The sequence below is a fragment of the Curtobacterium sp. PhB191 genome, assembly GCF_004346515.1.
In the GTDB taxonomy this organism is placed as follows: domain Bacteria; phylum Actinomycetota; class Actinomycetes; order Actinomycetales; family Microbacteriaceae; genus Curtobacterium.
On sequence record NZ_SMBV01000006.1, the window covers coordinates 228,655 to 242,750 of the forward strand.

General features: G+C 71.9%; 14 protein-coding genes. 8 read left to right on the forward strand and 6 right to left on the reverse strand.

Annotated elements, in window-relative coordinates; all coding sequences use genetic code 11:
• The first annotated feature begins 58 nt into the window (after positions 1-58).
• The 3 genes from EDF48_RS11870 to EDF48_RS11880 are packed head-to-tail and all read left to right on the forward strand — an operon-like array spanning position 59 to position 3,470.
• Complete coding sequence (locus EDF48_RS11870) at positions 59-751, forward strand: FadR/GntR family transcriptional regulator (RefSeq protein WP_123294389.1); 693 nt, start codon at positions 59-61, stop codon at positions 749-751.
• The gene (locus EDF48_RS11875) at positions 751-1,851 is read left to right on the forward strand and encodes an acetamidase/formamidase family protein (RefSeq protein WP_131880174.1); all 1,101 of its coding nucleotides are present in this window, start codon (positions 751-753) and stop codon (positions 1,849-1,851) included. Before EDF48_RS11870 ends, EDF48_RS11875 begins: the two co-directional genes overlap by 1 nt.
• A complete protein-coding gene (locus EDF48_RS11880; protein ID WP_131880176.1) occupies positions 1,848-3,470 on the forward strand; it encodes an AtzH-like domain-containing protein in 1,623 nt (540 codons plus the stop codon). The genes EDF48_RS11875 and EDF48_RS11880 overlap by 4 nt, the downstream gene beginning before the upstream one ends.
• 35 nt (positions 3,471-3,505) lie before the next feature.
• On the opposite strand, the gene EDF48_RS11885 is transcribed toward EDF48_RS11880, so the two are convergent.
• Positions 3,506-4,324, reverse strand: coding sequence for an RNA methyltransferase (locus EDF48_RS11885; protein WP_131847417.1), 819 nt, complete (start codon positions 4,322-4,324; stop codon positions 3,506-3,508).
• 174 nt (positions 4,325-4,498) lie between these two features.
• Here EDF48_RS11885 and EDF48_RS11890 point away from each other — a divergent pair, with 174 nt between their 5' ends.
• The 3 genes from EDF48_RS11890 to EDF48_RS11900 all read left to right on the forward strand — a co-directional run bounded on the left by EDF48_RS11890 (position 4,499) and on the right by EDF48_RS11900 (position 6,825).
• Complete coding sequence (locus EDF48_RS11890; RefSeq protein ID WP_165932380.1) at positions 4,499-5,380, forward strand: Sir2 family NAD-dependent protein deacetylase; 882 nt, start codon at positions 4,499-4,501, stop codon at positions 5,378-5,380.
• Positions 5,377-6,015, forward strand: a complete 639-nt coding sequence (locus EDF48_RS11895; protein ID WP_131880180.1) for a histidine phosphatase family protein — start codon at positions 5,377-5,379, stop codon at positions 6,013-6,015. Before EDF48_RS11890 ends, EDF48_RS11895 begins: the two co-directional genes overlap by 4 nt.
• Before the next feature lie 69 nt (positions 6,016-6,084).
• Positions 6,085-6,825: a hypothetical protein gene (locus EDF48_RS11900; RefSeq protein WP_131880182.1), complete on the forward strand. Its 741-nt coding sequence runs from the start codon at positions 6,085-6,087 to the stop codon at positions 6,823-6,825.
• Positions 6,826-6,929: 104 nt separating this feature from the next.
• Here EDF48_RS11900 and EDF48_RS11905 read toward each other — a convergent pair whose 3' ends face one another.
• Entirely contained in the window at positions 6,930-8,003 is a 1,074-nt protein-coding gene (locus EDF48_RS11905) for a glycosyltransferase (RefSeq protein WP_131880245.1), read from the reverse strand.
• Between the two features lie 5 nt (positions 8,004-8,008).
• Positions 8,009-9,016, reverse strand: a complete 1,008-nt coding sequence (locus EDF48_RS11910; RefSeq protein WP_131880184.1) for an alpha/beta hydrolase — start codon at positions 9,014-9,016, stop codon at positions 8,009-8,011.
• A 113-nt stretch (positions 9,017-9,129) separates the two neighbouring features.
• On the opposite strand from EDF48_RS11910, the gene treS reads away from it, so the two are divergent.
• Together treS and EDF48_RS11920 are read left to right on the forward strand one after the other, a co-directional pair.
• The gene (treS, locus tag EDF48_RS11915) at positions 9,130-10,839 is read left to right on the forward strand and encodes a maltose alpha-D-glucosyltransferase (protein ID WP_111084171.1); all 1,710 of its coding nucleotides are present in this window, start codon (positions 9,130-9,132) and stop codon (positions 10,837-10,839) included.
• Between the two features lie 37 nt (positions 10,840-10,876).
• Entirely contained in the window at positions 10,877-11,641 is a 765-nt protein-coding gene (locus tag EDF48_RS11920) for a 3'-5' exonuclease (protein WP_243648775.1), read from the forward strand.
• Between the two features lie 79 nt (positions 11,642-11,720).
• On the opposite strand, the gene EDF48_RS11925 is transcribed toward EDF48_RS11920, so the two are convergent.
• The 3 genes from EDF48_RS11925 to glgA form a co-directional block, all read right to left on the reverse strand.
• The gene (locus EDF48_RS11925; RefSeq protein ID WP_017887280.1) at positions 11,721-11,969 is read right to left on the reverse strand and encodes a type B 50S ribosomal protein L31; all 249 of its coding nucleotides are present in this window, start codon (positions 11,967-11,969) and stop codon (positions 11,721-11,723) included.
• 108 nt (positions 11,970-12,077) lie between these two features.
• Positions 12,078-12,860, reverse strand: coding sequence for an ABC transporter ATP-binding protein (locus tag EDF48_RS11930; RefSeq protein ID WP_111083979.1), 783 nt, complete (start codon positions 12,858-12,860; stop codon positions 12,078-12,080).
• 9 nt (positions 12,861-12,869) lie between these two features.
• Complete coding sequence (glgA, locus tag EDF48_RS11935; RefSeq protein WP_131880186.1) at positions 12,870-14,069, reverse strand: glycogen synthase; 1,200 nt, start codon at positions 14,067-14,069, stop codon at positions 12,870-12,872.
• Between the last annotated feature and the right edge of the window lie 27 nt (positions 14,070-14,096).

Sequence of the window (14,096 nt, forward strand, 5' to 3'; positions counted from 1 at the left end):
TGTAAAAGTTGGTCGTACCAATGAACCAAGCGGACCAAGGGACCCTAGGCTCCTGTCCATGCAGAGAGGCCGCACCCTGAGCGCCGCGACCGCCGCGCACCTGGCCCGCCTGGTGCTCGAGGACCTCGCACCCGGCGACAAGCTCCCGCCGGAACGGACCCTGGCCGAGGACCTCGCCGTGTCCCGCACCACGGTGCGTGAGGCCATGCAGGAGCTCGAGCGCCGCAGGCTCGTCTCCCGGACACCCGGCCGTGGCACCGTCGTGCTGCCGCGCTCCGAGGAGGCGACCGCCCTGCTCGAACAGCAGACGGGCGCAGCGCACGGCGACGACCTGGCGCGGCGGGCCGAGCACGTCGCCGAGTTCCGCACGGTGGTCGAGCCCCGGGTCGCCGGTCTCGCCGCCGTCCGTGCCGGCGAAGCGGACCTGCTCGCCCTCGAACGCATCCTCGCCGCCACGCACGCGGGACTCAGTCCCGAGGAGTCGCTGGCACAGGACGTCGCCTTCCACGTGCAGGTCGCGCGCACCTCCGGCAACCCGTTGCTGGTGTCCCTGTGCGAGCTCAGCAGCGGGTGGGTGCAGGACGTCCGTGCCCGGTCGCACAGCACCAGCGAAGGTCGCCGCTCGTCGTTCGTCTGGCACGAACGGATCCTCGACTGCATCCGACGGCACGACGAGGACGGCGCCCGTGACGCGATGACCGCCCACCTCGCCGACGTCGCCCACCTCGTCGAACGGAAGGCCGACCGATGATGACCACACACACCCCCGCGATCCCGACCCTGCAGCCCGGCGCCGGCCCGATCCGGTCGGCCCGGTACCTGCCCGTCGACCCGGACACGGTCCTGTGGGGTCGGCTGCCGAACGCCGACGACCGCCCGGTCATCACGATCGCGTCCGGTGAGGACGTCACGATCGACACCGTCAGCCACGAGGGGATCCTGCCCGACCAGGGCAGTGACCCCCGCGCGTACTTCGCGTCGCACGGCGTCGCCGCGGAGCACGTCCTCGACGACGCCGTCGCGATCGCCAGGAGCGGCCACCGGGACCCTGCCACCGACGGCCCGCACGTGGTCTCCGGTCCGATCGCCATCGCGGGCGCCGAGCCGGGCGACGTCCTGACCATGACGGTGCTCGAGACACTGCCACGGGTGCACTACGGCGTCGTGTCGAACCGGCACGGCCGCGGCGCCCTGCACGGCGAGTACCCGGTCGACGGCACCACGGTCAGCGTCTTCGCCGACCTGGTCGAGACGGCCGCGGGTCAGCGGGGCCGCATCCCCCTGACCGGCGCCCGCGACCGCTTCGCGCACTTCCCGCTCGCCCCCTTCCTCGGGATCATGGGCGTCGCCACCCCCGGCGAGCGGCTGCACTCGGTGCCGCCGGGCCGGCACGGCGGCAACGTCGACGTGAACCTGCTGCAGGTCGGCGCGCAGCTGCACCTGCCGGTCCTGGTCCCCGGGGTGCTCGCGTACGTCGGTGACCCGCACTTCGCGCAGGGGGACGGCGAGGTCGCGCTCACCGCGATGGAGGCGTCGCTCCGCGCGACCGTCCGGTTCGACGTGACACCCGCCGCCGAGGCAGCGCAGCAGTTCGGCGACCTGGTCTGGCCGCTCGTCGAGACCCACGAGTTCCTCGTGCCGACGGGCATGGACCCGGACCTCGACGAGGCCGTCCGCGCCTGTGTCCGGCACGCGGTCGCGATCCTCGGCGCCCGCTGGGGCATGGAGCCGCACCTGGCGTACGCCTACCTGTCGGCGGCGACGGACTTCAACATCTCGCAGGTGGTCGACCTGGTCACCGGCGCGCACGCCCGCATCCGCAAGGCCGACTTCGAGGAGCCCGCACGATGAGCCCGCACGAGACGAGCACGCACGAGACCAGCACCGCGGCACCGGAGGGCTTGCTCGACGCGCTCGACGCGTACGAGGCCGCCCTCGCCGCGAACGACCTCGACGCGCTCGACGCCGCATTCGTCGACGCCCCCGGCACGATGCGCGGTGACGACCGCGGCCTGCTCGTCGGGCACGACGCGATCAGCGCGTTCCGCGGGGCACGGGGTGGGGTCCAGACCCGGTCGCTGACGCGCGTCGAGGTCCGCCCCCTGGCCGAGGGACTCGCCCTCGTCGTGTCGGTGTCCGAGTTCGCGGCGGGCGGGCAGGGCCTCCAGACGCAGCTGTGGCGACGCGACAGCGACACCAACAGCAACAGCAACAGCAACAGCAACAGCAACAGCAACAGCGACCACGGCGACGCCGGTCCGCGCTGGCGCATCGAGGCAGCCCACGTCACCGGCCGCCCGAAGGCCTTCGACACCACCGTCTGGCGCGCCGTCGGCGACCCGCTCGTCGCCCCCACCGCGTCCGGACCGCTCGACGGGCTCACCGTCGCGGTGAAGGACCTCTACGCCGTCCCCGGCCAGCCCGTCGGCGCCGGCAACCCGACCTACCTGCGCGAGTCCCCCGTCCAGGCGACGCCGGCAGCGGCCGTCGCGGCGCTCCTCGACGCCGGCGCCGCGATCCGCGGCATCGCGCGCACCGACGAGTTCGCCTACAACCTGACCGGACGCAACGAACACCACGGCACCCCGCCCAACGGGGCGGTCCCGACCCGACTGCCAGGAGGCTCGTCCAGCGGATCCGCATCGGCCGTCCGTCTCGGCACGGCCGAGATCGGGATCGGCACGGACACCGCGGGATCGGTGCGGGTCCCCGCCTCGTACCAGGGACTCTGGGGCCTCCGGACGACCCACGGCGCGGTCTCCCGGCAGGGACTGCTCCCCCTCGCGCCGTCGTTCGACACGGTGGGGTGGCTCACCCGGAGCGCCGACGTCCTGCTCGCGGCGCTCGACGCCACGGTGCCGTCGGATCCGGTCGCTCCTGCGGAGCCGGAGCTCTTCGTCCCCGCCGAGCTCCTGGACCTCGTCGAGCCGGCCGTCGCCGAGGCCTTCACCGCGTTCGTCGCAGGGCACGGCCACCCGATCGGCACCGTGCGGCTCGCCGACCTCGGGATCCCGCCCCTCGACGACCTGCGTGAACTGCTGCGCCTCGTGCAGGCCGCCGAGGCCGTCGCCGCCCACGGTGCCTGGATCGACGCCCACCCCGGCGGCCTGAGCGCCGTCGTCGGCGACCGGTTCGCCGCAGCCCGGGCGAACGACCCCGCAGCCACCGCCGACGCCGTCGCGCGACTCGACGGCGTCCGGGCGACGATCCGCACGGCCCTCGCCGGCCGGACCCTGCTGTTCCCGACGGTCCCCGGGCCGGCACCGCTCATCGCCGCCGACACGGCGGCACTCGAACGCACCCGGACCGCGACGACGGCGATGACGAGCCTCGCGAGCGTCGGCGGCACACCGGCGGTCAGCGCACCGGCGCTCACCGTCGACGGAGCCCCCGTCGGCGTGTGCCTGGTCGGGGAACCGGGCACCGACCGTGCCCTGGTGATCCGCGCCGGACGGATGCTGCAGCACTGAGGCGAGTCGGGCCTCCCGGTCCGCCCGTGGCGTGGCTAGGAAGCGAGCCGCTGGGCCTGGGTGACCGCCCACAGTCCGACGGCGCTCGCCGCGGCGATGTTGAGCGAGTCGACACCGTGCGCCATCGGGATCCGCACCGTGGTGTCCGCCGACGCGATCGCGGCGGGCGTCAGCCCCTGCCCCTCGGTACCCATTACGAGCGCGACCTTGCCGGGGACGTCCCGGGTGAACTCAGCGAGGTCGACCGACTCGTCGGTGAGCGCCATCGCGGCGAGGTGGAAGCCCTGCGCGCGCAGTTCCTCGCCCGCCGCCGGCCACTCGCCGATGCGGGTCCACGGGATCTGCAGGACCGTGCCCATGCTCACCCGAACGCTCCGGCGGTACAGCGGGTCGGCGCAGCGCGGGCTCACGAGGACCGCGTCCGCGCCCAGGCCGGCGACGCTGCGGAAGACGGCACCGACGTTCGTGTGGTCGACGATGTCCTCGAGCACGACGACGAGCTTCGCGTCCCGCACCACGTCGGCGACCGTCGGCAGCTCGGGGCGCTGCACGGCGGCGATCGCGCCACGGTGCATGCGGAAACCGGTGAGCTCCTCCAGCAGGGCGTCCGGGCCCACGAAGACCGGACCGTCGTGGTCGGCGACCAGGGGCAGCACGCTGTCGAGCCACTTCTCCTGCACCAGGATGCTCCGCGGGGTGTGCCCGGCACGGACCGCGCGCTCGATGACCGTGTTCGACTCGGCGATGTACAGGCCGCCCTCCGGTTCGCTCACCCGGCGGAGCGCCACGTCGGTCAGACGGGCGAAGTCGTCGAGGCGGGGGTCGTCGAGGGAGTCGATGCGGACGGGGTGCACGGGGCTCGTTTCGGTGTGGTGCAGGTGGTGGGCCAGCCGGTGTCTCGCCGCGTCTCGCCGAAGGGGAAGCGACCGGGACGGTCGGCTGTTGAGGGTACCGTGAACAGGGTGCTGGATGATGCTGCGTCGACGACCGGACCGCCCACCGGGGCGACGACCGGTCAGCCGACCGGTCTGCCGACCGCGGCGGACCTCGACCGCGTGCTCGAGGTGCTCGCCGGCAAGCGCGTCGCCGTGCTCTCCGGAGCCGGCCTGAGCACCGACTCCGGCATTCCCGACTACCGCGGCGCCGGGCGGGTCGTGCGCAAGCCGATGACCTTCCAGGAGTTCCGCGCCGACGCCGCCAAACGGCAGCGGTACTGGGCCGGCTCGCACCTCGGCTGGCGGAGCTTCGCCGCCGCCCGACCGAACGAGGGGCACCGGGCGCTCGCCGCCCTCGAGGACGCCGGTGTCGTCACGGGCGTCATCACGCAGAACGTCGACGGCCTGCACCTGCGCGCCGGATCCCGGCGCGTGGTCGAGATCCACGGGTCGATGGACCGCGCCCTCTGCCTGACGTGCGGGCAGGTGTTCTCGCGCGCCGACCTCGCCACGACCATCGACCGCGCCAACCCGTGGATCGACGAGCCCGGCTCGGTGCAGCTGCAGCCCGACGGCGACGTCGAGATCACCGACGTCGAGCGCTTCGTGGTGCCGGACTGCTCGGTGTGCGGCGGGATGCTCAAGCCCGACGTCGTCTTCTTCGGCGAGTTCGTGCCCACCGAGAAGTTCCACGAGGCGGTGTCGATCGTCGCCGACGCCGAGGCGCTGCTCGTGGTGGGGTCGTCGCTGACGGTGAACTCCGGCGTGCGGCTCGTCGACCACGCTGCCCGCCGCAAGAACCCGGTGGCCATCGTGAACCGCGGTGCGACCCGCAGCGACCGCCGTGCCGCCGTGAAGCTCGACGGCGGGACGACCGAGACGCTGGTGCACCTGGCCGAGCGGCTGGGGTCGGGTCGCCCGGCAGCCGGTCCCGCGGCAGCCGGTCCCGCGGCGTCTGGGATGATCGACGGGTGACGACGCTCCTGTACCTGGTCCGGCACGGTGAGACCGACTGGAACGCGCAGCGCCGCATCCAGGGTTCCACCGACATCCCGCTCAACGACACCGGACGGCGACAGGCCGCCGAGGCCGCCGAACTGCTCACCCGCCGGCAGTTCGACGCCGTCGTCGCCTCGCCGCTGTCCCGTGCCGCCGAGACCGGGGCGATCATCGCCGACCGGCTCGGGCTCGCGGCACCCGTGACGTACGCCGGGCTGGCCGAACGGTCCTACGGCGAAGCCGAGGGGCTCACCGACACCGAGGTCACGGCGGAGTACCCGCACGACGACATCCCGGGCCGCGAGTCCCGGTCCGCGCTGCTCGCCCGCATCACGGAGACGCTCGGTGAGATCGCGGTGCGCTTCGACGGCGGGGTCGTGGTCGTCGCCACCCACGGCGCGGTGATCCGGAGCGTGGTCAACGAGGCGGCGCCCGGTACCGCCGACCGGCACGCCACTCCGATCCGCAACGGCTCGATCCACTCGTTCCGCTGGGACCCCGAACGCTTCCACGCGGAGCTCGTCCGGTTCGACGACCCGATCGACGACGTCTCGGACGGGCCCGGGCGGTACGCGTTCGACTACCAGAACCCGCTGGAACGCCGGCGCTGACGAGCGCCCTGCGCGGACGGGGCGGCCGTCCTGCGACTAGGCTCCGACGCACCCGAACCAGGGGGCGACATGGTGACCGACGGAACCGACCCGGGTGGCTGGCAAGCCACTGACCAGCAGGACGACGACCTCGACCGTGCCTTCGGCCCCGAGACCGCCAGCGTGCAGACCCGCACGATCGGGCAACGGGCACGCACCTGGCTCGTCATCGGCGGCAGCACCGTCGTCGTCGCCGGGGTGATCGCCCTCGTGCTCGGTACCATCATCGGCAGCGTGCAGACCGGCATCGGCGGCGTGTTCCCCCGGCCGGACCTGGCACTCGACCGCCTCGACGACCGGCTCGCCGACGTGCCGGGCGTCACCGAGGTCCGCCACCACCCGGCCGAGAAGACCGGCTTCGCGAGCTACGACGCCACCGCGACGATCACGGCCGACCCGTCGCTCGACCCTGCCGCGCGCACCGACCTGGTCGAGACGCTGAGCCGCGCGACCGACTCGGCCGGTGGCAACGGCGTCCGGGTCGTCGCGATCGCCGACCTCGGCACCCTCGAGGTGGGTGTCTCCGACTCGCGCACGGTGACCGCGAAGCGCCTGGTGCTGGCGGACACGCTCGACCACATCGGCGGGGTCACGGCCGTCCGCTGCTCGTGGGAACGCGGTGGCACGCCGTCGGACCGCGCCGCCGACCAGTCGATCGTCGTCGAGACCCCGGGGCGAGGGGCCGCCGTCCCGCCGATCGTGGCGCGGGTGACCGAGGAGACGCACAAGGTGTTCCCCGGGGCGAGCGTCGAGGTGGTCGCGGCGAAGTAGCGGTCGCCGGTCGTGTGGCCGACGCGGAACGACGAATCCGATGTCGTACGACGTCGACCATGTCGTATCGCATCGACCGACGCGCCCCCCGCCCCCGCGCCCCGCTACCGCGCGCGCCGGTCGGCCACGGCCCGCTCGACCGCCCGCACGACCTGCTCCGCCGAGTCCTGCCACCGGAACCGCGCGGCCCGCTCGACCGACTGCGCCGACGCCTCGTCCCACCGCTCCTCGACCCGCCGCACCGCAGCCGCCACCGCCGACGGCGACGCCGGGTCGAAGTACTCGGCCGCATCGCCCCCGATCTCGCGGAAGATCGGGATGTCGCTCACGACGACCGGGGTCCCGACGCCCATCGCCTCGACCAGCGGGATGCCGAAGCCCTCGTCGTACGACGCCGTCGCCAGGGCCGTGGCGGATCGGAGCACCGACAGGTACTCCTCGTCGGTCGCACCGTCGTGGAACACGATCGAGCCGGTCGGCGCGAGCCCCTCGATCCGTGCGCGGTCGGCGTCGGACACCCGCGACATGCAGTGCAGGGTCCAGTCCGCTCCGAGCAGCGGCAGCGCGGCCGCCAGCGTCTCGACGTTCTTGTACGGCATGAACGACCCCATGTAGACGAGCGAGCGCTCCCGCGGCGCACCCGCCGCACGCGGAGCCGCCGGGTCGGCAGCGTTGTACGCCACCGTCACGGGACGCTTCGTCAGCCGGTGCTCGGCGATGAGCCCCGCGGTGGTCTCGGACACCGTGACCACCCCGTCGGCGCCGTTCAGCAGGACGCGCTGCGGCACCCACGACAGGTGGAACGCGCGCCACCCGAGCCGGAGCGGCCACGAGAACTCGCGCGGAGGCGTCCGGTTCCGGTAGTAGATCAGGTCGTGCAGTGTGAGCACGAGCGCGTAGTCGCGCCCCCGCGAGCCCATCGTCTGCATCGGCGAGAACACCGCGTCGAGGCCGAGCCGGTTCACCCGTCGTGCGACGAGCGGCTCCCCCGCGTCGGTGGGCGCCGGCAGCAGCTCCCACGGCAGGTCGCGCGGCAGGGACTCGAGCTGGCGCTCGTCGTGGACGAGCAGCACGACGTCGTGCCGGTCGGGCAGGTTCCAGGCGACCCCGGCGGTGAACCGGCTGATGCCGTCGTGGCGGCCGATCCGGACGTAGCGGCAATCGAGGCCGATCCGCAGGCGCGTCACGCGTCGGTCTCCTTCGCGTCGCTCGTCGTCGTCTTCGTCGCGGTCGTCCGGGAGGCCCGTCCCGCGCCCGACGATCGGCCCGCCTTGGTGCCGCGGCCCCGTCCAGGGCGCGCGGCCGTGTCCGCCATCCGGCGCAGCACCGCCGCAGCGGCCGGCGCCGGTGTCTCGTAGTGCACCAGGTGCCCGACCCCGGGGATGACCACGACTTCGGCATCGCGCAGGCGGGCGGCCAGGGCGCGTTGCTGGGGGACGGCCGTGATGTCGTCGTGCTCCGCGGCGATCATCAGCACCGGCACGTCGATGCGGTCCGCGTACTCGGACACGTCGTGGGTGACCGAGGTGCGGAACGCCTCGAGCACGCTCGTGCGGTTCGCGAAGGCCGAGAAGTACCGGTCGTGCTGGTCGTGCACCCAGCGGCGCATCCCGCGGTCGTGCGACTTGAGCATCGCGATGCTCATCACGCGGACGATGGCGGCGTTCCGCAGGATCCCGAGCCCGATCGGCTTCGGCAGCACCGCGCCGGCCCTGTAGTAGCCGATCGCGATCCCGGTGCCCACCGCGCGGGGCCCCTGCAGCGCCGGCGCGGCGATCGGGTTCACGAGGACGAGCAGCCGGGTGTCGAGCCCGGCGGCCACGGTGGCGGACACCACGATCGACCCGAACGAGTGGCCGAGGACGACGGCGTCGCGGCCGAGCCCGAGCGCCTCGTGGAACGCGCGCAGCCAGCCGACGTACGACTCGATGTCGGACACCGGCAGCGGGTCGGACACGCCGAAGCCGGGCAGGTCGGGGACGATCACGCGGACGTCCTGCAGGTGCGCGGCGATCGTCTCGAGGCCGTGGTGGTCGCCGCGGAACCCGTGCACCGCCAGGACGGTCTGCGTCGAGTCGGACGGCCCGTACTCCCAGTAGTGCGTGGTGCGGCCGTCGACCTGCACGGACCGGTGGACCACCGGTGTGGCGGCCATGAGCGACTGGTACGGGGAGAGCACGGGCGGTTGCATCGGCGCCAGTCTACGAAGACAACCGCACGAAACCCCGGACACCCGCAGCATCGCGCGCCTATCGTGTCCGGGGCGGGCCGTCGACCGGCCCGTCGATGACGACGAGGAGCACGGTGACCTTCACAGCCCCGATCCAGCTGCCCGGCCTGACGCTCGACCCGCAGTGGTACAAGCGCTCGGTCTTCTACGAGTGCATGATCCGCTCGTTCGTCGATTCGAACGGCGACGGGATCGGTGACCTGCAGGGCGTGATCGGCAAGCTCGACTACCTGCAGTGGCTCGGCGTCGACGCCCTGTGGCTGCCGCCGTTCTTCCAGTCGCCGATGCGCGACGGCGGGTACGACATCGCCGACTACAAGGCGATCCTGCCGGAGTTCGGCACGCTCGACGACTTCCGCGAGCTCGTCACGAAGTCGCACGAGCGCAACATGCGCATCGTCATCGACATGGTGATCAACCACACCAGCGACCAGCACGAGTGGTTCCAGCAGTCGCGCGAGGACCCCGACGGCCCCTTCGGTGACTTCTACGTCTGGCGGGACACCGACGAGGAGTACCCGAACATCCGGGTCATCTTCGTCGACACCGAGGAGTCGAACTGGACGTTCGACCCGGTCCGCCGGCAGTTCTTCTTCCACCGGTTCTTCTCGCACCAGCCCGACCTGAACTTCGAGAACCCCGCGGTGGTCGAGGCCGTGTACGACGTCGTGCGGCACTGGCTCGACCTCGGTGTCGACGGTCTGCGGCTCGACGCGATCCCGTACCTGTTCGAGTCGGAAGAGGGCAACGGCGAGGGCGAACCGGAGACCCACGAGTTCATCAAGAAGATGCGCGCGATGGTGGACGACGAGTACCCCGGCCGTGTCCTGCTCGCCGAGGCGAACCAGTGGCCGCGCGAGACCGCCGCCTTCTTCGGCACCGACGAGGAGCCCGAGTGCCACATGGCGTTCGACTTCCCGGTGATGCCCCGTATCTTCTACTCGCTCCGTGCCCAGCACGCCAAGGAGCTGTCGGCGATCCTGTCCGAGACGCTCGACGTACCGTCCGCGGCAGCCTGGGGCGTGTTCCTCCGCAACCACGACGAGCTCACGCTCGAGATGGTCAGCGAGGAGTACCGGCAGGCCATGTACGGCTGGTACGGCTACGACCCCCGGATGCGCTCGAACATCGGCATCCGGCGCCGGCTCGCTCCCCTGCTCGACAACTCGCGAGCCGAACTCGAACTCATCCACGCGCTGCTGTTCTCGCTGCCGGGCTCGCCGTTCCTGTACTACGGCGACGAGATCGGGATGGGCGACAACATCTGGCTGCCCGACCGCGACTCGTCCCGCACGCCGATGCAGTGGACCCCCGACCGAAACGCCGGGTTCTCCACGGCAGACCCGGGCAAGCTCTACCTGCCCGTGGTGCAGTCGCTCGTGTACAACTACGCGCAGGTCAACGTCGAGGCGCAGCTCGCCCAGTCCCGCTCCCTGCTGCACTGGGTGCGCAACGTCATCCACGTGCGGAAGGCCCACCCGGTCTTCGGGCTCGGGACCCTGCACGTGCAGGAGACCTCGAACGAGTCGGTGCTCGCGTTCGTGCGCTCGTGGGAGGGCTCCGGCCAGCAGTTCGGGCCGTCGGCGGAGGACGTGCTGTGCGTGTTCTCGTTCGCCACGAACCCGACGTCGGTCACGGTCTCGGCTCCCGAGTTCGCCGGTCGGCCGCTCTACGACCTGTTCGGCGGCGGTTCGTTCCCCGCGTTCGACGAGGACGGCACCGTCACGCTGACCCTCGGGACGCAGTCGTTCTACTGGCTGCACGTCGGCGCGCCGGTCGGGTAGCACCGGTCGTGTCGGTGCGTCCCGTTAGCCTGACCGCGTGACGTTCCCCACAGCACAGCTGGATCCGACAGCACAGCTCGACACGCCCGTCCCGGCGCAGGACCTCTCCGGACGCCCCTGGTGGCACGCCCTCGGCGTCTTCGACCTCGAGACCACCGGTGTCGACGTCGAGACGGCGCGGATCGTCACGGCGCACGTCGGCCTCATCGACATGACGGGTGCCTCCATCGCCGAGGGCGCGTGGATCGCCGACCCGGGCATCGCGATCCCCGAGGGCGCCGCGGCCGTGCACGGCTACACCACCGAGCGCGCCCAGGCCGAGGGGCGTCCCGCGGCCGAGGTCGTCGCCGAGATCATCGCCGCGATCGAGGCGGTGTTCGCCCGCGGCATCCCGCTGGTGATCTACAACGCCCCGTACGACCTGACGGTCCTCGACCGCGAGGCAAAGCGGCACGGGTTCGCCTCCCCCGTCATCGGCAACGTCGTCGACCCGCTCGTGATCGACAAGGCACTCGACACCTTCCGCAAGGGCAAGCGCACGCTCGAGGCGGCGTCCGAGCTGTACGGCGTCACCCTCGACGACGCGCACGACGCCGGTGCCGACGCCATCGCGGCCGGTCGCGTCGCCCAGGCCATCGCCGGCAAGTACCAGGACGAGCTCGGCATCTCGGCGGAAGAGCTCCACCGCAAGCAGGTCGGGTGGTGCGCCGAGCAGGCGACCTCGTTCCAGGAGTACATGCGCAAGAAGCGCGACCCGTCCTTCACCGCCGACGGTCGCTGGCCGCACCGCAACGGCGCCTGACCCGCGCACCGGCCGCACGACGCAGAACGGGCGGTCCTCCCGAAGGAGGACCGCCCGTTCCGACGTGCTGTGGGGCTGCTTACTTGGAGAAGCCCTTGAAGCGCTGGTTGAACTTCTCGACGCGACCGGCCGAGTCGAGGATGCGCTGCTTGCCCGTGTAGAACGGGTGCGAGGCGGACGAGATCTCGACGTCGATCACCGGGTAGGTGGCACCGTCGAGCTCGATCGTCTTGTCGCTGTTCGCGGTCGAACGCGTCAGGAAGGTCTCACCGGAGGCCAGGTCACGGAAGACGATGGCGCGGTACTCGGGGTGGGTGTCGGTCTTCATGGAGTTTCCTCGATAGCGGTAGCGGTGGTGGGATTGCGCGAGATGCGCGGGAAGTCATCGGCTTGCGCCAGCCGTCAACGTTACCAGACGGACGGCGCGATCGCAGCGCTAGGACGCGCGCGCCGTGTACCGACCGGCGTCCTTCGTGACGGACAGCGCGATGCCGAACGCCTCGGTCAGGGTCTGGTCGGTCAGGACCTCGTCGATGGGCCCGGCGGCCTGGACGTGGCCGTCGGCGAGCACCAGCGCGTGGGTGAACCCGGCGGGGATCTCCTCGACGTGGTGGGTCACGATCACGATGGCTGGCGAGTCGGCGCTCTGGGCGTAGCCGCCGAGGGTGCGGACGAGGCTCTCACGGGCGCCGAGGTCGAGCGAGGCGGCCGGTTCGTCCAGGAACAGGATCTCCGGGTCGGTCATCACGGCGCGGGCGATCTGGACGCGCTTCTGCTCGCCGTCGCTCAGCTCGCCGAAGGTGCGGTCGGTGAACGACCCCAGGCCCCACTCCTCGAGCACGCGCTGGGCACGGCGGACGTCGAGCTCCTCGTACTCCTCGTTCCAGCGACCCGTGACCGAGTACGCGGCCGTCAGCACGACGTCGATGACCTTCTCGGTCACCGGGATGCGACGGGCCAGGGCGGTCGACGCGAAGCCGATGCGCGGGCGGAGCTCGAACAGGTCGGCGCCGCCCAGCTCGGTGCCGAGCACCTCGACGTCACCCGAGGTCGGGAACGTCTGGGCACCGGCGACCTGCAGCAGCGTGGTCTTGCCGGCGCCGTTCGCGCCGAGCACGACCCAGCGTTCGTCGTCCTGCACCCCCCACGAGATCGAGTCGAGGATGGTGGCCCCGTTGCGGACCACGGAGACGTCTGACAAGCGCACGACCGAGGGCATGCGACCAGCCTACGGGGTCCGGCCGAGCACCTCGTCGTAGACCTGCCGTGTCCTCGTGGCGATCGCGTCCCAGGTGAACTCGGACTCGACGCGCAGGCGTCCGGCGCGGCCCATGAGCTTCGCGAGCCCCTCGTCGGCGAGCACCTCGTTGAGGGTCGCGGCCAGGTCCGCCACGTACTTGTCGGGGTCGGTCGGGGTGCCCGTGCCGTCCTGCGCCTGGTCGATCGGCACGATGCGACCGGTGAAGCCGTCCGCGACGACCTCGGGGATGCCCCCGGTGCCGGTGCCGACGACGGGGATGCCGCACGCCATGGCCTCGAGGTTCACGATGCCGAGCGGTTCGTAGATCGACGGGCACACGAACACCGTGCCCGAGGACAGCACGTTCACGATCTCCTCGTGCGCGAGCATCCGGTCGATCCAGACGACGCCCTCGCGCTGCTCACGCAGGCCCTCGACCAGCCCGGTGACCTCGGCGAGGATCTCCGGGGTGTCCGGGGCACCGGCGCACAGCACGATCTGGACGTCCTCGGGGAGCGACGCCACGGCGCGGAGCAGGTAGGGCAGTCCCTTCTGCCGGGTGATGCGACCGACGAAGACGACGCTGGGGCGCGACGGGTCGATGCCGAGGGCGCGGACGGCGTCCTCGTCGACCTGCGGCTTCCAGGCGTCGATGTCGATGCCGTTGTAGACGACGTGCACCTTCGACGGGTCGATCGACGGGTACGAGCGCAGGATGTCGGCGCGCATGGCCTTCGACACCGCGATGACACCGTCGGCGTTCTCGAACGCCTCGCGTTCCATCCAGCTCGACAGGCGGTAGCCGCCGCCGAGCTGCTCGGCCTTCCACGGGCGGAGCGGCTCGAGGCTGTGCGCCGTGACGACGTGGGGGATCCCGTAGGTCAACTGCGCGATCCGGCCCGCCGAGTTCGCGTACCAGGTGTGCGAGTGCACGAGATCGGCGCCCTCGACGTCGGCGGCGATGGCCACGTCGGTGCCGAGCGCCTGCAGTGCACCGTTCGCCTGTTCGAGGCCGGCCGGCGTGCGGTACCCCCAGACGTCGGCTTCGTCGCGGAAGGCCCCGAAGGCCCGGACCCGGACGTCGGTGTCGGTCCCCGACCGCAACGCAGCAGTCAGTTCGGCCACGTGGACACCCGCTCCGCCGTAGACCTCCGGCGGATACTCCCTGGTCAGTAGATCGACTCGCACGGGTTCAAGGTAACCGGTTCCCAGTGC

Excerpts from the sequence above, each read along its gene's own strand:
- EDF48_RS11870 (WP_123294389.1), top strand. The coding sequence starts at position 59 with ATGCAGAGAGGCCGCACCCTGAGCGCCGCGACCGCCGCGCACCTGGCC.
- EDF48_RS11875 (WP_131880174.1), top strand. The coding sequence starts at position 751 with ATGACCACACACACCCCCGCGATCCCGACCCTGCAGCCCGGCGCCGGC.
- EDF48_RS11880 (WP_131880176.1), top strand. The coding sequence starts at position 1,848 with ATGAGCCCGCACGAGACGAGCACGCACGAGACCAGCACCGCGGCACCG.
- EDF48_RS11900 (WP_131880182.1), top strand. The coding sequence starts at position 6,085 with ATGGTGACCGACGGAACCGACCCGGGTGGCTGGCAAGCCACTGACCAG.
- EDF48_RS11910 (WP_131880184.1), bottom strand. The coding sequence starts at position 9,016 with ATGCAACCGCCCGTGCTCTCCCCGTACCAGTCGCTCATGGCCGCCACA.
- EDF48_RS11925 (WP_017887280.1), bottom strand. The coding sequence starts at position 11,969 with ATGAAGACCGACACCCACCCCGAGTACCGCGCCATCGTCTTCCGTGAC.
- EDF48_RS11930 (WP_111083979.1), bottom strand. The coding sequence starts at position 12,860 with ATGCCCTCGGTCGTGCGCTTGTCAGACGTCTCCGTGGTCCGCAACGGG.